General features: G+C 59.0%; 22 protein-coding genes. 18 read left to right on the plus strand and 4 right to left on the minus strand.

Translation table 11 applies throughout. The features are described 5' to 3' along the window. Positions 1–8 precede the first annotated feature (8 nt). The 11 genes from AB5Y73_RS01155 (at position 9) to AB5Y73_RS01205 (ending at position 10,819) form a co-directional block, all read left to right on the plus strand. Positions 9–1,520, plus strand: coding sequence for an NAD(P)H-hydrate dehydratase (locus AB5Y73_RS01155; RefSeq protein ID WP_107682592.1), 1,512 nt, complete (start codon positions 9–11; stop codon positions 1,518–1,520). A 10-nt stretch (positions 1,521–1,530) separates the two neighbouring features. Beyond that, positions 1,531–2,004, plus strand: coding sequence for a tRNA (adenosine(37)-N6)-threonylcarbamoyltransferase complex ATPase subunit type 1 TsaE (gene tsaE / locus AB5Y73_RS01160; RefSeq protein ID WP_005339056.1), 474 nt, complete (start codon positions 1,531–1,533; stop codon positions 2,002–2,004). Between the two features lie 23 nt (positions 2,005–2,027). Further along, positions 2,028–3,719: an N-acetylmuramoyl-L-alanine amidase gene (locus AB5Y73_RS01165; RefSeq protein WP_220128911.1), complete on the plus strand. Its 1,692-nt coding sequence runs from the start codon at positions 2,028–2,030 to the stop codon at positions 3,717–3,719. Between the two features lie 16 nt (positions 3,720–3,735). Further along, on the plus strand, positions 3,736–3,915 hold the full coding sequence (locus tag AB5Y73_RS01170; RefSeq protein ID WP_107682590.1) for a hypothetical protein: 180 nt from the start codon (positions 3,736–3,738) through the stop codon (positions 3,913–3,915). A 3-nt stretch (positions 3,916–3,918) separates the two neighbouring features. Beyond that, positions 3,919–5,790 (plus strand): DNA mismatch repair endonuclease MutL, encoded by a 1,872-nt coding sequence (mutL, locus tag AB5Y73_RS01175; RefSeq protein WP_088870084.1) that lies wholly within the window; start codon positions 3,919–3,921, stop codon positions 5,788–5,790. Further along, on the plus strand, positions 5,780–6,709 hold the full coding sequence (miaA, locus tag AB5Y73_RS01180; RefSeq protein WP_162895399.1) for a tRNA (adenosine(37)-N6)-dimethylallyltransferase MiaA: 930 nt from the start codon (positions 5,780–5,782) through the stop codon (positions 6,707–6,709). Before mutL ends, miaA begins: the two co-directional genes overlap by 11 nt. 72 nt (positions 6,710–6,781) lie before the next feature. Continuing rightward, a complete protein-coding gene (hfq, locus tag AB5Y73_RS01185; protein WP_005339045.1) occupies positions 6,782–7,045 on the plus strand; it encodes an RNA chaperone Hfq in 264 nt (87 codons plus the stop codon). Between the two features lie 63 nt (positions 7,046–7,108). Next, positions 7,109–8,395, plus strand: a complete 1,287-nt coding sequence (hflX, locus tag AB5Y73_RS01190) for a ribosome rescue GTPase HflX (protein WP_005339043.1) — start codon at positions 7,109–7,111, stop codon at positions 8,393–8,395. Between the two features lie 91 nt (positions 8,396–8,486). Next, on the plus strand, positions 8,487–9,638 hold the full coding sequence (hflK, locus tag AB5Y73_RS01195) for an FtsH protease activity modulator HflK (protein ID WP_107682589.1): 1,152 nt from the start codon (positions 8,487–8,489) through the stop codon (positions 9,636–9,638). Between the two features lie 3 nt (positions 9,639–9,641). Then, entirely contained in the window at positions 9,642–10,526 is an 885-nt protein-coding gene (gene hflC, locus AB5Y73_RS01200; protein ID WP_005339038.1) for a protease modulator HflC, read from the plus strand. A 104-nt stretch (positions 10,527–10,630) separates the two neighbouring features. Next, the gene (locus AB5Y73_RS01205) at positions 10,631–10,819 is read left to right on the plus strand and encodes a DUF2065 family protein (RefSeq protein ID WP_005339036.1); all 189 of its coding nucleotides are present in this window, start codon (positions 10,631–10,633) and stop codon (positions 10,817–10,819) included. A gap of 81 nt (positions 10,820–10,900) precedes the next feature. Here AB5Y73_RS01205 and ispB read toward each other — a convergent pair whose 3' ends face one another. After that, positions 10,901–11,872, minus strand: a complete 972-nt coding sequence (gene ispB, locus AB5Y73_RS01210; RefSeq protein WP_019444890.1) for an octaprenyl diphosphate synthase — start codon at positions 11,870–11,872, stop codon at positions 10,901–10,903. Positions 11,873–12,114: 242 nt separating this feature from the next. Between ispB and rplU the strand changes: the two genes are divergently transcribed. The 4 genes from rplU to AB5Y73_RS01230 all read left to right on the plus strand — a co-directional run bounded on the left by rplU (position 12,115) and on the right by AB5Y73_RS01230 (position 15,842). Then, positions 12,115–12,426, plus strand: a complete 312-nt coding sequence (gene rplU / locus AB5Y73_RS01215) for a 50S ribosomal protein L21 (protein ID WP_005304210.1) — start codon at positions 12,115–12,117, stop codon at positions 12,424–12,426. Positions 12,427–12,443: 17 nt separating this feature from the next. Continuing rightward, complete coding sequence (gene rpmA, locus AB5Y73_RS01220) at positions 12,444–12,701, plus strand: 50S ribosomal protein L27 (protein ID WP_005339028.1); 258 nt, start codon at positions 12,444–12,446, stop codon at positions 12,699–12,701. A gap of 200 nt (positions 12,702–12,901) precedes the next feature. Next, a complete protein-coding gene (cgtA, locus tag AB5Y73_RS01225) occupies positions 12,902–14,104 on the plus strand; it encodes an Obg family GTPase CgtA (RefSeq protein ID WP_118854265.1) in 1,203 nt (400 codons plus the stop codon). A 367-nt stretch (positions 14,105–14,471) separates the two neighbouring features. After that, complete coding sequence (locus AB5Y73_RS01230; RefSeq protein ID WP_107682587.1) at positions 14,472–15,842, plus strand: YjiH family protein; 1,371 nt, start codon at positions 14,472–14,474, stop codon at positions 15,840–15,842. A gap of 84 nt (positions 15,843–15,926) precedes the next feature. Here the strand turns inward: AB5Y73_RS01230 and AB5Y73_RS01235 are convergent, their stop codons facing one another. Continuing rightward, a complete protein-coding gene (locus AB5Y73_RS01235) occupies positions 15,927–16,265 on the minus strand; it encodes a hypothetical protein (RefSeq protein ID WP_100646709.1) in 339 nt (112 codons plus the stop codon). 305 nt (positions 16,266–16,570) lie between these two features. Between AB5Y73_RS01235 and AB5Y73_RS01240 the strand changes: the two genes are divergently transcribed. The 3 genes from AB5Y73_RS01240 (at position 16,571) to AB5Y73_RS01250 (ending at position 18,634) form a co-directional block, all read left to right on the plus strand. Then, positions 16,571–17,560 (plus strand): luciferase-like monooxygenase, encoded by a 990-nt coding sequence (locus tag AB5Y73_RS01240; RefSeq protein WP_107682586.1) that lies wholly within the window; start codon positions 16,571–16,573, stop codon positions 17,558–17,560. Positions 17,561–17,563: 3 nt separating this feature from the next. Continuing rightward, positions 17,564–18,010 (plus strand): VOC family protein, encoded by a 447-nt coding sequence (locus tag AB5Y73_RS01245; protein WP_107682585.1) that lies wholly within the window; start codon positions 17,564–17,566, stop codon positions 18,008–18,010. 123 nt (positions 18,011–18,133) lie between these two features. Next, positions 18,134–18,634: a 2TM domain-containing protein gene (locus AB5Y73_RS01250; RefSeq protein WP_107682676.1), complete on the plus strand. Its 501-nt coding sequence runs from the start codon at positions 18,134–18,136 to the stop codon at positions 18,632–18,634. Between the two features lie 119 nt (positions 18,635–18,753). Here AB5Y73_RS01250 and AB5Y73_RS01255 read toward each other — a convergent pair whose 3' ends face one another. Together AB5Y73_RS01255 and apaG are read right to left on the minus strand one after the other, a co-directional pair. Next, positions 18,754–19,575: a symmetrical bis(5'-nucleosyl)-tetraphosphatase gene (locus AB5Y73_RS01255; protein WP_021231933.1), complete on the minus strand. Its 822-nt coding sequence runs from the start codon at positions 19,573–19,575 to the stop codon at positions 18,754–18,756. Between the two features lie 6 nt (positions 19,576–19,581). Next, the gene (gene apaG / locus AB5Y73_RS01260) at positions 19,582–19,944 is read right to left on the minus strand and encodes a Co2+/Mg2+ efflux protein ApaG (protein WP_031227971.1); all 363 of its coding nucleotides are present in this window, start codon (positions 19,942–19,944) and stop codon (positions 19,582–19,584) included. Between the last annotated feature and the right edge of the window lies 1 nt (position 19,945).

Consider the following 19,945-nt stretch of genomic DNA (forward strand, 5'->3'; position numbering starts at 1 on the left):
GAGCCGTCATGGTAGAGATCATCAGGGGCGCGTTGGGCACAAAAGAGGGGGGCAGTTTACCACAGGGGCTGTGGCAGACTGAACAGATCCGCGCACTGGAGCGCAACTGGGCCGCGCGTGAGGGGCAACCTCTCTATGCCCTGATGGAGCGAGCCGGTGCCGCGCTGCGCACCTATGCCACCCTGCATTGGCCCGACAGTCGCTGCTGGTGGATTTTCGTCGGCCCCGGCAATAACGGCGGTGATGGATATGTGCTGGCCCGCCTTGCCCGCCAGATTGGCATCGAGGTGGTGGTGATTGCCGCCAGGGCACCCGACCAACTGAAGGGGGATGCCAGACGGGCCGCCGATGAGTGGCTGGCGGCCGGTGGCCGGGTCTGGCTGGCCGAGCAGTTTGATAAGGACCCGCACTCCCCCCCGGATCTGGTGGTCGATGCCCTGCTTGGCACCGGCGTCAACACGCCCCTCTCGCCACTACTGACAAAGATCGTCGCAACAATCAATGGCTTGGCTGTGCCCGTGCTGGCGGTGGATCTCCCCTCCGGCCTCAACGGCGATACCGGCCGTGCCATGGGGGCCATGGTGCAGGCCACTCGCACTCTCACCTTTATCGGTATCAAGCAGGGGATGCTCACCGGCGACGGGGTGGATTGTGTCGGCCAGCTCGACTGTGATCCCCTTGGCGTCACGCCTGATGACACTATGCTGCCCGCTGCCTGGCGTATCGATTATCCGCAGCTGAGCACGCAGCTGACCCCGCGCCCGCGCGCTTCCCACAAGGGCTCTTATGGCAAGGTACTGCTGGTGGGGGGCAATCGCGGCATGCAGGGGGCCATCGTGCTGGCTGCCCGCGCCTGCCTGCGGGCGGGGGCCGGGCTGGTACGGGTATGTCAGCATCCGGAACATCCGCCGGTCAGCCTCTATCAACCCGAACTGATGAGTCTCACTACCGCAGATGACGAGGGGTGGGCGTCGGTGCGGGTCATCGGCCCCGGCCTAGGTCAGGATGAGTGGGGAAGAGTACAAATCACCCGTTATCTCACCGAACGGCTGCCACTGGTTTTGGACGCCGATGGATTGAATTGGCTGGCGCAATCTCCCCGCCATCAGGATAATTGGGTGCTCACGCCCCATCCCGGCGAAGCTGCGCGCCTGCTGGGATGCACCATTGCCGAGATTGAAACCGATCGGTTTGCCGCCGTGCAGGCGCTGCAGCGGCGCTATGGCGGTGTGGTGTTGTTAAAAGGGGCGGGAACACTTATTTATGACGGCGAGCGGGTCGCTCTCTGTTGTGAAGGCAATCCCGGCATGGCAAGTGGCGGCATGGGCGATCTGTTATCTGGTATAATCGCCGCCCTTTTGGCCCAGGGCTGGTCTGCCACCATGGCAAGCTGGCTGGGCGCCGTGATCCACGGCGAGGCTGCAGATCAGGCCGCCGCTGACGGCGAGCGGGGCATGCTGGCGTCAGATCTGCTGCCGCTGATCCGCAAACTGGTTAATCCCGACACCATTACAAGTTAAAAAGAAGAACATGGCAAAACAGTTGATGATGACACTGCCGGACGAGGCAGCAACCGTGGCACTGGGTGGCCGTCTGGCACAGGCCTGCCAGCAGGCGACCACAGTGTTTTTGCATGGCACGCTTGGCGCCGGTAAAACCACCCTGACCCGCGGCTGGGTGCAGGGCCTTGGCCATCAGGGCAAGGTAAAAAGCCCGACTTACACCCTGGTCGAGCCCTACGAGCTCGATGGCTGGCAGGTCTACCATTTTGATCTCTATCGCCTGGCTGATCCGGAAGAGCTGGAATTCATGGGCATTCGGGACTATTTTGCCGCCAACACTCTCTGTCTGGTGGAGTGGTCCGAGAAGGGCGAGGGCTGGTTACCGGCTCCCGACCTGGAAATTACCCTTACTTATGTAGGCGAGCAGCGCGAGGTTCTGATAGAGGCTCGCACTGCTATTGGCGAAGCCATTCTGGAACGGTTGTCATCTACGTGCGCTTGATCCTTGTTATTGCTCTCTCTTTGATGGCGTTACCCTCTTGGGCGAATCAGCTCAAGAGCGTACGAATCTGGCCATCACCGGATAATACCCGGGTAGTGCTCGACATGAGCAGCGCCCCCAACTTCAACTATTTCACCCTCACCGGCCCGGATCGGCTGGTGATCGATCTGAAAGGGGCGAGCAACGCCGCCAATCTGGCGCGGATCGAGAACAACAGCGAACTGGTGCGCAAGATCCGCCAGAGCACTCCGCTGGAGAAGGGCGGTCTGCGGCTGGTGATGGATCTCAGCTCCGCCATCAAGCCGGTGGTCTTTCCGTTGGCGCCAGCTGGGCCTTATGGCCACCGTCTGGTCATCGACCTTCCTTATGAAGAGAAGCGCTCGGCGGCAGCAGTGCAATCCACGCCCGTCGGTGGCAAAGGCAAGGGGGTGGTGATTGCCATCGACCCGGGCCACGGCGGGGAAGACCCGGGCTCCATCGGCCCGCGCCGTACCTACGAGAAGCGGGTGACGCTGGCGGTCTCCCAGAAGCTGGCGGCACTGATCGACCGTGAACCGGGGATGCGCGCCGTGCTGACCCGTCGTGGCGACTACTTCGTCGACCTCAACAAGCGCTCCGAGATTGCCCGCAAGGCAAAGGCGGATCTGCTGGTCTCTATCCATGCAGACAGTTTTCATAACTCGACCCCGCGCGGCGCCTCGGTCTGGGTCCTCTCGACCAACCGTGCCAACCGCGAGATGGGCAGCTGGCTGGAGAAGCAGGAGAAGCAGGGCGAGCTGCTGGGCGGTGTCGGCAAGGTGTTGGCGGAATCCGATCCCAACCCCTATCTGGCGCAGACCTTCCTCGACCTATCCATGGACAAGTCCCGTGCCGAAGGGTATGACGTCAGCCGCCAGATCCTGCGCTCCATGGGCAAGGTTGCCCGACTGCACAAGAAGGCGCCGGAGCACGCCAGTCTGGCGGTGCTGAAGGCGCCGGATATTCCCTCGGTGCTGGTTGAAACTGGGTTTATCTCCAACCATGCGGAAGAGAAGCTGCTGGCTACCGCCAGCTATCAGGACCAGCTGGCCCGCGCCATCTTCGAGGGGATCCGCAACTACTACCGCGCCCACCCGACCAAGGGGGCCATGCTGACCGGCAAGGGGCAGGTGAGCCAACCTGTCGCGACCACTCGCCCTGCACCGGTAGCCCGGCAGCCGGTGAGCCAGCCCAGGCAGACACAGTCGCAGCCGGTGGTGACCAACAAGATGCCCGCCACCGCCCGCGACGGCGGTGCTGGGAGCGGCTCCGGCGCCGGGGTGATCAAGCCTTACTCGGCGGCAGCGCAAGAGAGCGGTGCACCGGTCAGCAGTGTGGGGGACTATGACAAATCGCGGATGCTCCGCCATGTGGTCAAACGGGGCGAGAGCCTCTCCCGCCTTGCCGAGAAGCATGGAGTGAGTCAGTCCACTCTGGTGGAGATCAACCAGCTGCGCAGCCGGGATATTCAGATCGGGCAGACCATCTATATCCCCCAGCAGGGGCAGAGCCGCAGTGCAGCCCCCGTTCGCAATGACGACAAGTCACAGATGCTCCGCCATGTGGTCAAGCGGGGCGAGAGTCTCTCCCGCCTTGCCGAGAAACATGGGGTGAGTCAGGCTCGGCTGGTGGAGATCAACAAGCTCAAGTCGCGGAATATTCAGGTAGGGCAGGTGCTCTACATTCCGCAAAACTGACGCACGGGAGCGGGCGATGCCGCTCCCGCTGTTAGCGAATACCATCAGCAAGATTGAAATTCAGGAGCAAGTGATGCCGATCCGTATATTGCCCCCTATCCTTGCCAACCAGATTCCGGTTGGTGGAGAGGTGGTGGTGCTGCCCTCCTGGAGCCTTAAGAGACTGACCATCCGCAAGATTGAAATTCAGGAGTAAATGATGCCGATCCGTATTTTGCCACCCATTCTGGCCAACCAGATTGCAGCCGGAGAGGTGGTGGAGCGGCCCTCTTCTGTGGTGAAAGAGCTGGTGGAAAACAGCCTGGATGCGGGGGCCGACCGGGTCGAGATCGACATCGACAAGGGGGGCGCCAAGCTGATCCGCATCCGTGACAACGGCTGTGGCGTCGCCAAAGACGAGCTGGTGCTGGCGCTATCGCGTCATGCGACCTCCAAGGTGGCCACGCTGGATGATCTGGAAGGGATCAACAGCCTCGGTTTTCGTGGCGAGGCGCTCGCTTCCATCAGCTCGGTCTCCCGTCTCACCTTTACCTCCCGTACCGCCGAGCAGTCCGAAGCCTGGCAAGCCCAGGCGGAAGGGCGCGAGATGAGCGTCACCATCAAGCCGGCGGCCCATCCGGTGGGCACCACGGTGGAGGTGGTGGATCTCTTCTTCAATACCCCGGCGCGGCGCAAGTTCATGCGCAGCGAAAAGACCGAGTTTGCCCATATCGACGAGCTGGTGCGCCGCATCGCGCTCTCCCGCTTCGATGCCACCCTGATCCTGCGCCACAATGGCAAGGTGGTGCGCCAGTACAAGGCCGCCAATACCGTGCCGGAGCAGGAGCGGCGTCTCGCCGCCGTTTGCGGCACCCCCTTCATGCACCATGCGCTGGCGGTGGAGAGCGAGCATAGCGACGTGCGTTTGTGGGGCTGGTTGGCGACTCCGGAGGGGGCAAGACCGCAGAACGACCTGCAATACACCTATGTCAACGGCCGGATGATGCGCGACAAGCTCATCAACCACGCTATTCGTCAGGCCTATGACGAGTTGCTGCCTCCCGACCGCTTCGCCGCTTATGTGCTCTATATCGAGCTGGATCCCCGTCAGGTGGATGTCAACGTCCACCCGGCCAAGCATGAGGTGCGCTTCCATCAGGCGCGGTTGATCCACGACTTTATCTTTCAGGCTTTGTTTACCGCGCTGCGCCGCGAAGGGGTCAGCGCCGCTCATCAGGACGCGCCGCTGGCCGAAACCCTGGTTGAGTTGCCGGTCAGTCCGCAGATTGAATATCCCGGTCAGGCGCCACGTCCCGAATGGTATGGTGCCGAGCACAGCTACCGGGCACCTGCACAGGTGCGGGAGGGGGGCGGTGGGGCTGGCCGAGCCAGCAATTATCAACCGCCCGAGCCCCCAAGCCGTGAGGCGATGCGCGGCATGGGCGCTCTGCTCACTACGCTGCCTATCGCAACTGCGGCTGAGGCTGCTCCCGCACAGTCCACCGACACAGTGCCGTCACCCAAACAGGGGGGATGTCGTGCCCTGACACTGGTGGATCAGGCCTACCTGTTGATCGAGCGGGATAATCAGCTGGCCCTGCTTTCGCTGGTACGTGCCGAGCGTGTGCTGCTTCGCCACTGGCTGCTGGAGACCTGGGGCCAGGGACTGGCGGCCCAGCCACTGTTGCTGCCGGTCTCCTTCAAATTGCCGAAGAATTTGATCGCGCTGGTGACCGAGCAGGAACGTTTGCTGAAACGGATGGGGCTGGAGTTGAAAAGCGGGGGGCGCGACACCATGATCCTGACTCGGGTGCCGGCTCTGCTGCGCCAGACCGATTTGGTTCGTCTGTTACCCGAATTGCTGCAAATTATCGAGGGCGGATCTGACAGTGATGCTGGTCAGCAGGCTGAAGTATTATGCCAATGGCTGGTGGAGCAGGGGATAAGCCGCGAGAAGATATACGATTTTTCAACTGCCAGTCGTCTGCTGACGGAACTTGTGACCGATTTCAGTGACCAACTGGCAGACATTCGCATGGTGCGCCCCCTTTCACTGGCGACCGTGCTGGAGGAGTTTGAACATGGCGAGTGACTTGCCGACCGCAATTTTTCTGATGGGGCCGACGGCCTCCGGCAAGACGGATCTCGCCATTGAATTGTGCCAGGCATTGCCTTGCGACATCATCAGCGTCGATTCGGCGTTGATCTATCGCGGCATGGATATCGGTACGGCCAAGCCGACCGCCGATGAACTGGCGCGGGCCCCGCACCGGCTGATCGACATTCTTGACCCAGCCTTGAGCTATTCGGCAGCCGATTTTTGCAAGGATGCCCTGCGGGAGATGAAAGAGATCGCCGACCGTGGCCGCATTCCGCTGCTGGTGGGCGGCACCATGCTCTATTTCAAGGCGCTGCTGGAGGGATTGTCCCCGCTGCCCTCCGCCGATCCCGCCATTCGTGCCGGGATTGAGGAAGAGGCTGCCCGCCTCGGTTGGCAGGCGCTGCACGACGAGCTGGTGCGCATTGACCCTGTGGCCGGGGCGCGAATTCACCCCAATGACCCGCAGCGGCTCAGCCGGGCGCTTGAGGTCTACCGCATCAGCGGCAAGACCCTTACCGAGCTGACGCAGGTGCAGGGGGAGGGCTTGCCCTATCGGGTGCAGCAGTTTGCCATCGCCCCGAGCGATCGCGCCGTGCTGCATCAGCGGATCGAACAGCGCTTTGACAAGATGCTGCAAGGCGGCTTTGAACAGGAGGTTCGTGCGCTGATGGCGCGCGGCGATCTGACCCCGGATCTCCCCTCCATTCGCTGTGTGGGTTATCGCCAAATGTGGGACTACCTGTGCGGTGAAGTGGGGTATGATGAGATGCGTTATCGTGGCATTGTTGCCACACGCCAATTGGCAAAACGACAGATGACCTGGTTGCGCGGCTGGCCCGACGTGACCTGGTTGGAATCTGGTGAGTCTGGCAATCTCGACCGCGTGCTTGCTCGCGCTGGTGCGGCTTGACACTCCCTGTATAATCAGGTTGTTATATTGATATTCGGTGTTTAAAAACAACAAACTATAAGGAAAAGAAAAATGGCTAAGGGGCAATCTCTCCAAGACCCGTTTTTGAATGCGCTGCGCCGTGAGCGGATTCCTGTTTCTATCTATTTGGTGAACGGCATCAAACTGCAAGGTCAGATCGAGTCTTTTGACCAGTTTGTTATCCTGCTGAAAAACACCGTGAGCCAGATGGTTTACAAGCACGCCATCTCGACTGTCGTACCGGCCCGTGCCGTCAATCATCACCAGCCCACACCGGGTGGCGCGGCTGATGAACAGGGTGATGCCGAGGCGTGATATCCCTGGGCGAGTCGACTCGCCAACTCAGATTCATCATGATTCCTGTTAAGGAGCAAGCGCTTGTTTGACCGTTATGAAGCTGGCGAACAGGCCGTTCTGGTGCATGTCAACTTCAGTGATGAGGGTGAGCGGGAGGATCTGGAAGAGCTCAAGATGTTGGTGAGCTCGGCCGGAGTCAATGCGCTGGGGGTAATTACCACCAGTCGCAGTGCGCCCAGTGCCAAATTTTTTGTCGGCAGTGGCAAGGCTGAAGAGATCGCGTCCCAAGTCCAGATGCTGGATGCCGACGTCGTCATCTTCAACCATGCCCTGACCCCTGCCCAGGAGCGCAACCTGGAGCGTCTGTTCCAGTGCCGGGTGGTGGATCGAACCGGCCTGATCCTCGATATCTTTGCCCAGCGCGCCCGAACCCACGAAGGTAAACTGCAGGTCGAACTGGCCCAGTTGCGCCATCTTTCCACTCGTCTGGTGCGAGGCTGGACCCACCTTGAACGTCAAAAGGGCGGGATCGGTCTGCGTGGCCCGGGTGAAACCCAGCTTGAAACTGACCGGCGTCTGCTGCGGGAACGCATCAAGGCGATTTTGCGTCGGCTCGACAAGGTGGCCAAGCAGCGGGAGCAGGGACGCCGCGCCCGCAACCGCAACGAAGTGCCGACGGTGTCACTGGTTGGTTACACCAACGCCGGAAAGTCCACTTTGTTCAACCAACTTACAGCTGCCAGCGTGTATGCTGCCGACCAATTATTCGCAACTCTGGATCCCACCCTGCGTAAACTGGTGATCCGGGATGTGGGTGATGTGATTTTGGCGGATACAGTTGGATTTATTCGACACTTGCCCCATGATCTGGTCGCGGCCTTCAAGGCAACCCTGCAGGAGACCCGTGAAGCGGATCTGCTGCTGCATGTGGTGGACTGTGCCGATGAGCAGATGCAGGAGAATATCGACTCCGTGCAGCAGGTATTGGCCGAGATTGAAGCCGATGACAGGCCCCAGCTGATGATCTGCAACAAGATCGACAAGCTGGCGGATCGTCCGGCAGGTCTGGAGCGAGATGACGAGGGGCGCCCGTTGCGCGTCTGGTTGTCGGCCCAGACCGGTGAAGGTTGTGAGCATCTGTTTACGGCGCTGACCGAATTGCTGGCTGGCTCCATGGTGCATCACACCCTGCAGTTGCCTCCTTCTGCCGCGAGATTGCGCAGTGCGCTCTATCAGCTGAAAGGGATTGAGCAGGAAGGTTTTAGCGAGGAGGGGGATTTCGTGCTGGAAGTCCGCTTGCAAGTGGCCGACTGGAACCGCCTCGTGAAACAGGAAGGTGAGAGTTTACAACGCTTTATCAGGCATTGATTCGTTGATGAAGATGAACCCTTAGGGGCTTCTCAACGTATGATGGCCCGATAGAGATGATATCCATCCGCATGTATTAATGGAGACGCTGATGGCTTGGAATGAGCCTGGTAACAACGGCAAAGACCGTGACCCTTGGGGGAATAACGGCAAGAATCAGGGACCCCCTGATCTGGATGAAATGCTGCGCAAAGTGAGTCGCCGTTTCGGTGGCTTGTTTGGTGGCGGCAAATCTGGCGGCGATGTAGGTCGCTTTGGTATCTCCATCGCGCTGGTTGTGGCTGTGGTGGTGTGGGTCGTCAGCGGCTTCTACACCATTCGCGAAGCGGAGCGTGGTGCCGTGCTGCGGTTTGGCAAGTTTTCCCATATTGTCGAGCCGGGCCTGCGCTGGAAGCCGACCTTTATCGATCAGGTGATCCCGGTGGACGTCGAGTCCGTGCGCTCCCTGCCTGCCTCCGGTTTCATGCTGACTCAGGATGAGAACGTGGTACGGGTCGAGATGGACGTGCAGTACCGTGTGGTCAATCCCGAGCAGTATCTGTTCAGCGTGACCAATGCCGACGAGAGTCTGGGTCAGGCCACCGATAGCGCTCTGCGCTACGTGGTGGGTCATACCCGGATGGATGACGTGCTGACTACCGGTCGTGAGAAGGTGCGTCAGGAGACCTGGCAGGTGATCGATGGCATCATCGAGCCCTACCAGATGGGTCTGCAGATCGTCGACGTCAACTTCCTGCCGGCGCGTCCGCCGGAAGAGGTGAAAGACGCGTTTGATGACGCCATCTCCGCTCAGGAAGATGAGCAGCGTTTCATTCGTGAAGCAGAAGCCTATGCCCGTGAAGTCGAGCCCAAGGCCCGTGGTCAGGTGAAGCGTCTGGAGCAGGAAGCGGAAGCTTACAAATCCCAGATCGTGTTGAAAGCCCAGGGTGAAGTCGCTCGTTTCAACGAGCTGCTGCCCCAGTATCAGGCTGCCCCCGAGCTGACCCGTGAGCGTATCTATCTGGAAACCATGGAAGAGCTCTATCAGCAGGCCAACAAGGTGGTGGTCGACATGCCGGCTGGCAACAACAGCATGATCTACCTGCCGCTCGACAAGCTGTCTGGCAAGCCGAAGGCTGCCCAGTCTGATCGTGCCACTGTCGCCCCGGTCACAGAGCAGGTCCCCGTTTCCAACGAGGGTGCCAACTCTACCCCGACAATGCCGCTGCGTAGCGGTGACCGCTTCAGCTCAGGGAGAAACTGATAGATGAAAAAGCTAGCTATTGGTGCAATCGCTGTCGCGGCCATGGTCTGCTTCTCCTCTGTCTTTATCGTTGATGAAGGTCAGAAGGGGATTGTGGTGCAGTTTGGCAAGGTGAAGCGGGTTGACTCCGGTGAACCCCGCCTCTATGAGCCGGGCCTGCACTTCAAGGTGCCGCTCATCGACCAGGTTCGCAAGATGGATGCCCGCATCCAGACCATTGACAGCCAGGCCGACCGTTTTGTCACCTCCGAGAAGAAAGACCTGATCATCGACTCCTACGTGAAGTGGAAGATTGAGGACTTCTCCAAGTACTACCTGGCAACCGGTGGTGGCAACAAGCTGCAGGCTGAAGATCTGCTCAAGCGCAAGATCAACAACGGTCTGCGTTCCGAGATTGGTAACCGTACCATCAAGGACATCGTCTCCGGTGAGCGCAGTACCGTGATGGAAGATGCCCTGAAGAAGATGGCGCGCTCCTCCGAGCTCGGTATCAAGGTGGTGGATGTGCGGATCAAGCAGATCAACCTGCCGGTGGAAGTCTCCAACTCCATTTACCAGCGGATGCGCGCCGAACGTACCGCAGTCGCCCGTGAGCACCGCTCTCAGGGTCGCGAGAAGGCTGAAATCCTGCGTGCCGATATCGACCGCAAGGTGACCGTCATGATCGCCGACGCCGAGAGTAACGCTCGCCAGCTGCGCGGTGAAGGGGATGCGGAAGCCGCCAAGATCTATGCCGACAGCTACAAGAAAGACCCCGAGTTTTTCAGCTTCGTGCGTAGCATGGAGGCCTATCGCAAGAGCTTTGCCGGTGGCAACGACCTGATGGTATTGAAGCCGGACAGCGAGTTCTTCCGTTACCTCAAGTCTCCTCACGGCACCAAGCAGTAATCGCCACGAGGTCACATTCAAAGGGTCTGCATTGTCAGACCCTTTTGTTTTTGGTGCCAATGCCAGCCGTCGACCCAGGGGCTGGTTGCATTGAAGGAGGTCGGATGCTGACATCCATGCTGATGGGGTTGGGATTGCTGCTGTTGTTCGAGGGGCTCGGCCCGTTGTTGATGCCCAGGGCATGGCAGCAGATGTTGCGGCTGCTGAGCGATCAGCCACCGGAGCAGTTGCGCCGTATCGGCGGCTCGCTAGTGGTGGCAGGTAGCGTGATCCTCTGGATGCTGAGTCGCTGAGTCTGGCGCAATGCACTGTCCAGCAGATAGCAGACAATAAAAAAGAGGCCGAAGGCCTCTTTTTTCATGCATGTCGTTTACTCAGGCACTGCGCTGCACGGCCATGTGGGCCAGTGTTTCCAGCGCCTGTTTGTGCGGGGAGTCAGGCAGGATGGCGAGGGCGGCAATGGCCTTGTCGGCCTCTTCCCTGGCTCGCATGCGGGAGTACTCCAGCGCGCCGGTACGATCGAGAATGCCGAGGATCTGCTCAAGATGCTCCATGCCGTTGCGGTGCTCGATGGCATCGCGCACCAGCTGGCGCTCTTCCGGCGTGCCCACTTCCATGGCGCGCAGCAGCGGCAGTGTCGGTTTGCCTTCGGCCAGATCGTCGCCGACGTTCTTGCCCATCTCTTCGCTCTGGGAGCAGTAGTCCATCACGTCATCGATGATCTGGAACGCGGTGCCCAGATACTTGCCGTAATCGGTCATGGCCTGCTCGACGGGCTCGGGCTGATGGGTCAGCACGGCGGCAAGGCGAGTGGCGGCCTCGAACAGCTTGGCGGTCTTGCAGTAGATGACCGTCATGTAGCTCTCTTCGGTGGTATCCGGGTCGTTGCAGTTCATCAGCTGCAACACTTCCCCTTCGGCGATGGTGTTGGTGGCATCCGAGAGGATCTCCATCACCCGCAGGTTGGAGAGCTCGGCCATCATCTGGAAGGAGCGGCTATAGAGGTAGTCACCGACCAGCACGCTGGCGGCATTGCCAAACATGGCGTTGGCGGTCTCCCTGCCACGGCGCAGGTCGGATTCGTCGACCACGTCGTCATGCAGCAGGGTAGAGGTGTGAATGAATTCGATGATGGCGGCCAGTTTCAGGTGATCCTCACCCTCATAGCCAAGCGCACGCGCAGCCATCACGGTCAGCATGGGGCGCATCCGTTTCCCGCCGGCGCTGACAATGTAGAAACCCAGCTGATTAATCAGACTAACGTCGGACTGGAGTCGGGCCAGGATCAGTTCATTGACCGCCGTCATGTCGGCGGCACAGAGCGCACGGATAGTCTGTTGGTCCATAAGTCTCGTAACGTGACAGCAGCAATAACTGCGATTTTAGTAATGGCAGGGATTCTACACGATTTCACAATGGGTTACAGTTAGGCGTTTATCCACGGCGGCAGATATGCGCACAAAATAAACTTTTTGCTAAATTGGCCTTGCCTGAGCAGATCGATTTGCGTAGAATGCCCGCCCATTGTTATAGGTTTTTGCGCATGTCTAGCCTTGAGCAAAAGACATGCCTTTACGGAGTTAATCAAATGTACGCGGTATTCCAAAGCGGCGGAAAACAACACCGTGTGGCCGAAGGTCAAATCGTTCGTCTGGAAAAGCTGAACGTTGAGACTGGCGCTACCATCGACTTCAACGAAGTTCTGATGGTTGCTGCAGGCGACACTTTTAAAGTAGGTGCTCCTTTCGTTGAAGGTGGCAAGGTTGTAGCTGAAGTTGTGGCTCACGGCCGTGGCGAGAAAGTGACTATCGTCAAGTTCCGTCGTCGTAAGCACCATCGTAAGCAAGCGGGCCACCGTCAGTGGTTCACTGAAGTCAAAATCACTGGCATCAGCGCTTAATTAGAGGAGTCCGATAAATGGCACACAAAAAAGCTGGCGGTTCATCCCGCAACGGTCGCGATTCTGAAGCTAAACGCCTGGGCGTGAAGCGTTTCGGCGGCGAAACAGTTCTGGCTGGCAGCATCATCGTTCGTCAACGTGGTACCAAGTTCCACGCTGGCACCAACGTTGGTCTGGGCAAGGATCACACCCTGTTCGCTACCGCGACTGGTAAAATCCTGTTCGAAGTTAAAGGTCCGCTGAATCGTAAGTACGTTAGCATCGTTGCTGAGTAATTACGGACCGCAAGGATCCGAAGCCCCGCCAACAGGCGGGGCTTTTGTTTTTCTGACGTCTTTATGATGTCGTTGACGAAAAAACGGAACGCAGCTGACTTTGGCTCTGACGGGCATGATTGGCAAGATGCGTATCGCCCGCAGGGGTCTGTACCACTATAATTGCGTATCGGTTTTTCGAATTAAGGTGACGGTTACCTATGAAGTTTGTTGATGAAGTCCAGATTCGAGTCGATGCCGGTGACGGTGGTAACGGTTGTGTAAGCTTTCGCCGTGAAAAATATATTCCCAACGGTGGTCCGGACGGCGGTGACGGCGGTGACGGTGGCGACGTATATCTGATCGCCGACGAGAACCTCAATACCCTGATCGACTACCGTTTCGAGCGCTTCCATGCTGCCGAGCGCGGTGAGAATGGCCAGAGCGCCAACTGTACCGGTCGCCGCGGCAAGGACAAGATCCTGCGTGTGCCGGTCGGTACCCGAGCGACCGATGAGGATACCGGTGAACTGCTGGGGGATCTGACCCACCACGAGCAGAAACTGCTGGTTGCCAAAGGTGGTTTCCATGGTCTGGGCAACACCCGCTTCAAGAGCTCCGTCAACCGTGCTCCCCGCCAGAAGAGTAATGGTACTCCGGGTGAAGTGCGTACTTTGAAGCTGGAGCTGCTGCTGCTGGCCGATGTCGGCATGCTGGGTCTGCCCAACGCAGGCAAGTCTACCTTTATTCGCGCCGTTTCTGCGGCTCGCCCGAAAGTAGCTGATTACCCCTTCACTACCCTGGTACCGAACCTGGGTGTGGTGCGTGGTGAGAACTCCCGCTCCTTCGTGATCGCCGATATCCCGGGTCTGATCGAAGGCGCAGCCGAAGGCGCAGGCCTGGGTATCCGCTTCCTGAAACACCTCGAGCGCTGCCGCGTGCTGATCCACCTGGTGGATATCTGCCCGGTTGATGGCTCCGATCCTGCTGAAAATGCCGTGACCATCGTCAAGGAGCTGGAGAAGTACAGCCCGGAACTGGCTGGCAAGCCACGCTGGTTGGTGTTCAACAAGATGGACCTGATCCTGGAAGAAGAAGCTCAGGAGGTGATGGATCGCGTCAAGGCGGCCCTGAACCACGAAGGTCCGGTCTATACCATCACTGCCATCAGCAAGGAAGGCACCAAGAAGGTCTGCTACGACATTCTGGATCTGCTGGACACCATGCCCCGTCAGCTGGCGGAAGATGCCAAAGACGCCATTGAGAAGGTGGAGTTCAAGTGGGACGACTACCACAAGAACCAGTTGGCCAAGGCTGAAGCGGAAGCACTGGCTGCCTCTCTTGCCTTCGATGAAGGGCTTGATGATGACGATTGGGATGACGACGAAGATGATGGCGTTGAAGTCATCTACGTCCGTGACTGATCCCCGTCACTCTCATTGAAAACCGGAGCCTGAACAGGCTCCGGTTTTTTTTATGTCTATCGAGCAGCAACTCATTAGGTATATTTGTGATGTCACTTATTGCCTGCCACTGATAACCGATTATACTGCCCACAAAAATTAACAATAACGAAACAATCATCTGGCGATGTCGATTGAATCGATATGCGCCGCTGTATCTTATTGTTTTAATGGAAGGTTTACCTGTGGAAATATTTATGCGCAGATTTCTGTCTTAAGGGCTTGTTTGTGCATTTTTTTAGAGTATTCTTGCGCCCGTTTTGCCGGTTAATGCATGAATACGCAGGTTGGCCGGGATAGGGAAAAGTAACATTAGGGCAGTCATATCATGTTGGAAAAGAGTCTCGAAGCACCTGCGGTCAATACTCGCCGTAACTTGTTGATGTTTCTGGTTCCGTCACTTATCGGGATCCTGCTGTTCATGACGCCGGTCGTCTATGACGGTAACGTCACCATCCCGGTGGCCGTGCTGGCCAAGCTGGTACAGCGCGTTTTTGCCGATTATCTGGTCGCCATGGTCAGTGCGGTGATCACCACCACCATGCTGATGACGCTGATTGCCTGGCTGTTCAAGCCGGCGATTCTGGTGCGTCGTCCTTTCCTCAACAGCTTGTTCAATGTCTCCCCTTTCTGGGCCTGCGTGCGGGTATTGGGCGGTATCTTCGTGCTGCTGACCTTCTTCCAGGTGGGGCCAGAGGTGCTTTACTCCGGCGCAACCGGTGGACTGGTGCTCAACGATCTGCTGCCGGTGCTGTTTTCGGTCTTCATTTTTGCCGGCCTGCTGCTGCCGTTACTGCTCGATTTCGGGCTGCTGGAATTTGTCGGCACCATGATGACCCGCATCATGCGTCCGGTGTTCCGGTTGCCGGGTCGCTCCGCAGTGGACTGCTTTGCCTCCTGGCTTGGCGATGGCAGCGTTGGCATCCTGCTGACCAGCAAGCAGTATGAAGGTAAGTTCTATACCCAGCGTGAAGCCGCGGTGATTGGCACCACCTTCTCTGCTGTCTCCATCACCTTCTGTCTGGTGGTGATCTCCCAGGTGAAGCTGGAGCACATGTTTGTCCCCTTCTACCTGACCGTCTGTCTGGCGGGGGTGGTCGCGGCCATCGTGGTGCCGCGTCTGCCGCCACTTTGCTGGAAGAAGGACATCTATGCCGATGGCACACCCCTGTGCCGCAAGCAGGAAGCCGTGCCACACCAGCACAGCGTGATGAGCTATGGTTTCGAGCGTGCCCTGACCAAGGCTGACAGCATGACTGATCTCGGCGCCGTCGTGCGGGAAGGGGTGAAGAATGCACTGGATATGGTGTTTGGCGTGCTGCCGGTGGTGATGGCGATCGGTACCTGTGCCCTGATGCTGGCCGAACATACCCCTATCTTCAACTGGCTTGGCGCCCCGTTCGTCCCCTTGCTGGAGCTGCTGCAACTGCCGGAGGCGGAAGCGGCTTCCAAGACCATCATGGTCGGTTTTGCCGACATGTTCATTCCGGCGGTGCTGGCCTCGACCATCGAGAGTGACATGACCCGCTTCGTGATTGCCGCCATGTCGGTAACCCAGCTGATCTATATGTCGGAAGTGGGCGCCCTGCTGCTGGGCAGCAAGATCCCGGTCAAGCTGTGGGAGTTGTTCGTTATCTTCCTGCTGCGCACCCTGGTCACCTTGCCGGTTATTGCCGGGGTGGCACACCTGCTGTTCTAAGAGCGCAGTGCAGTGAAAAACGGTCAACTTCGGTTGACCGTTTTCTTTTTCGCAGTGACGGGAGAGAGTACCCCTTCGGTTGGCTCAGCCTGTAGTGACGGGACACTGTATGGTCAGCGAGTGGATTGTGTTGGCGATGCGATAGGGCTTGGCTGCTTTGTAGACCTTCTTCTCGTCGTCATAGCTTCCCCCCAGATACTGGGTGCTGTAGAGCGTCTGCTGGCGACGATCGGTCTCCTTGTAACCTTGCGGGCAGGTCTGGTTGGCCTGCTGGAAGCAGGCTTTCATGCTGCTGCATTCGATGTAGAAGCCGCGCTGGCTGGTATCGGCAAGGTGCACTGGGGTGACGGTGGGGGCGGGGGGAGACAACAGGGCGCAGCCGGAGAGCGTCAGCGCGCCCAGCAGAACGAGATGTTTTGACATAGATAACCTGAACAGTGTGGTGTGACAAAGAGTGAGGGGGAGTCTGTTGCTCCCCCTTCGCTATAGGGGCACCGTTATAACCAGCCGGGGGCGCTCAGGCCAGCCCGCAAATGTAAGAAAATATGATCCACCCCCGGGCATGCGCGGCCAGCAGGATGAGCGTTCAAACAATACTTGCCCGAGATTTGTTCCGTTCGATTGCTGCCGCTTGGCAGGCAGAGTGTGGCAGGAGATAGTGATTCATTCAGGTATCCCGTGCTACATTGCCCCACTTGTTACTGGCCTGTAAATCAATGGAGTGACCCATGTCTGCCATCCCCTATTCCGTGCTCGATCTGGTGCCTGTTGCCGAAGGTTCCGTACCTGCCGAGTCGTTTCGCCGTTCGCGGGATCTTGCCCGCCATGCCGAGGGGTGGGGTTACCAGCGCTACTGGCTGGCCGAACATCACAACATGCCGGGCATTGCCAGTGCCGCTACCTCGGTGCTGATCGGCCATCTGGCCGAAGCCACCACCACTCTGCGGATCGGGGCGGGTGGCATCATGCTGCCGAACCACTCGCCACTGGTGATTGCCGAGCAGTTTGGCACTTTGGCTTCTCTCTATCCCGACCGCATCGATTTGGGCCTTGGTCGCGCCCCCGGTACCGATCAGCGCACCATGCGGGCGCTACGGCGTATGCGCAGTGGCGAGGTGGATGATTTCCCGGCCGATGTGCGTGAGCTGATGAGCTATTTTGGCGACGAGATCGGCGCGGTGCAGGCGGTGCCCGGCCAGGGGCTGCATCTGCCCATCTGGCTGCTGGGTTCCAGCCTTTACAGCGCGCAACTGGCGGCGGCGATGGGTTTGCCGTTCGGGTTTGCCTCCCATTTTGCTCCCGCCATGTTGCTGCAGGCGCTGGAGATCTATCGTAGCCAGTATCGCCCCTCTGCTCGCTGGCCCAAGCCCCATGCGGTGGTCTGCATCAACATGATCGCCGCCGACAGCGAGAAGGAGGCCCGCTTCCAGTTCACTACCGTGCAGCAGCAGTTCTTGCGCCTTCATCGCGGTGATGCGGGCAAGCTGCCCGCGCCGGTCGTCCAGCTTGGCGACGAGTGGGCACCTCGTGAGTTGATGGCGATGGAGCAGACCCTGGCCCGCTCTCTGGTGGGCGACCCTGAGCAGGTTCGTCACGGCCTCAAAGCGCTGCTGGCGGAAACCCGTGCCGATGAGCTGATGTTCAATGGGCCCATCGTCGATCATCAGGCCCGATTGCGCTCCTTTGAAATTGGCGCCGAGCTGATGCAGAGCCTGTAAGCCATGACGAACCCTACTGTCGCGGTGGATGGGCCGTATTGGAATCCCATGGTACCGGAGCTGTCGGTTACCGATCTGGCTCGATCTCTGGTTTTCTATACCGGTTTGTTGGGCTTCTCGGTCCGCTATCGGCGCGATGACCCTCCTTTTGCTTATCTTGAGCAGCAACAGATACAGCTGATGCTGGAGCAGGTACATCCGGCGGGTTGGCAGGTCGGGGCGTTGGAGCCACCGTTCGGTCGGGGGATCAATCTGCAGATGGAGCTGGCCGAGATCCAGCCGCTACTCGACCGATTGCAGGCCGCCGAGATTGCACTTTTCCGGCAGCCCACTGAGGTCTGGTATCCAGTGGGCGAGATGCTGGCCGGGCAGCGCGAATTTTTGCTGCAGGATCCCGATGGTTATCTGTTACGGTTTGTGCAATATCTGGGGGAACGAGCGGCTGACTGACAAGAACAAAATCTTAACCATCTGATTTTAAAGGACTGTCAGATGTATGTCGGCTATCTGTCGTGTCACCTTTCGCGGCGCAAGCCCTATGCTGGCCCTGTCAATTACCACAAGGAGTTCGAGATGATCGTCAAGAAGTTGAGATTGCAACGGGGTTGGTCTCAGGATCAGTTGGCAACGTTGACTGGTTTGAGTGTCCGCACTATCCAGCGGATCGAGCAGGGGCAGCAACCCGGACTGGAATCTCTCAAGGCCCTGGCTGCCGTCTTTGAACTCGATGTGGCTCAACTGGATGGATCAGAGCAACAGGAGCGCGAGATGAGAGGAAGTGACACTATGGGGCAGGATGCGGTGCAGGTATCGGCAGAGGAGCGGGCGGCAATGCGCTATGTGGAGGAGCTCAAGGGCTTCTATCACCATGTCGCCAGCTACGTGGTGGTGATCTGCGGGCTGTTTGTCATCAACTACCTGAGCAATCCGGAGTACATCTGGGCCTGGTGGCCAACCCTGGGTTGGGGGCTGGGACTTGCCTCCCATGCTGTTCGGGTGTTTCAGCCCTTCAAGCTGTTTGGCCCCGAGTGGGAGCGGCGCCAAATCGAGAAGCGGCTGGGGCGCAAGTTGTAACCTTATTCGCAGGGAACCAGAGAACACAAAACAGCAAGCCCGGCAGATTGCCGGGCTTTGTGATTGGAGCGGGTTGTGGCCATTCGTGCGGCAGCGACCGCCAGATTGCTGCGTCCCCCCTAGCTGGCGTGAACCGGGCAGGGGGTGGCGATCAGGGCATCATCCTCGTAGCGCCACAGGGTGAGGCTGTTGCCCCAGACACAGCCGGTATCGAGCGCCTTGATATCGCTCTTGCCAGTGTTGCCCATCAGGGCTGCCCAGTGGCCGAACACCAGAATGGGGTCGTCCACATGGTGTTCACGCTGTTCGAACCAGGGACGCAGCCCCGGGGTCGACTCCTTGGGCCCCTTCTTGCATTTGAAGTCGAGACGACCGTCGAAATAGCAGAAGCGCATTCGGGTGAAGGTGTTGATGATGTAGCGGTAGCGGTCGATACCGACCAGATCATCTTTCCAGCCATCGGGCTGGTCGCCGTACATGTTGTGCAGCAGCCAGCTGTACTGGTCACCGCGTAGCAGGCTCTCTACCTCGCGGGCGCAGTTGCGCGCGGTGCGGACATCCCATGCGGGGGAAATCCCGGCATGCACCATCATGATGGGCAGATCCGGATGTTCGGCCAGTAGCGGGCGGTGGCGCAGCCACTCCAGCAGTTCATCCCGATCCGGGGCATCCATCAGGCTTTGCAGCTTGTCTTTCTTCTTGAGCGGTGCAACGCCATCGGCGACGGCCAGCAGGTGCAGGTCGTGGTTGCCGAGCACGGTGACGGCGCGGTTGCCCAGCCCTTTGACAAAACGCAGGGTATTGAGGGAGTCCGGGCCGCGGGCGACCAGATCGCCGCAGAGCCAGAGCACGTCTTGGTCGGGATCGAACGCGGCAAGATCCAGCAGACGGCGCAAGTCGTCGTAACAGCCCTGGATGTCACCGACAAAACAGTTCGCCATGAAACCTCAGTTGATAATATTGGGGATGGCCAGCGTGAAGGGGGCGATGGGCGCCTCAAACTGCTGACCAGAGCCATCTTGCAGGGTATAGCTCCCTTCCATCACCCCAAGCGGGGTCGCCAGCGGCACGCCGCTCTGGTAGCGGTAGGTCTCACCTTCGGCAATGACGGGTTGTTCCCCGACCACGCCCGGGCCTGCCACTTCCAGCATCTTGCCATTGGCATCGGTGATGAGCCAGCGCCGATGCAGCAGTTGCACCGGGCCGGGCCCCAGATTCTCAATCTCGATCAGATAGTGAAACTGGTAAGGGTCTTTGGAGCCCGCCACATACACGGGGTATGGGCGGATCTCGATGTGCGGGAGTGCCACG

Source organism: Aeromonas sp. s7(2024) (assembly GCF_040907825.1).
In the GTDB taxonomy this organism is placed as follows: Bacteria; Pseudomonadota; Gammaproteobacteria; order Enterobacterales; family Aeromonadaceae; genus Aeromonas; species Aeromonas veronii.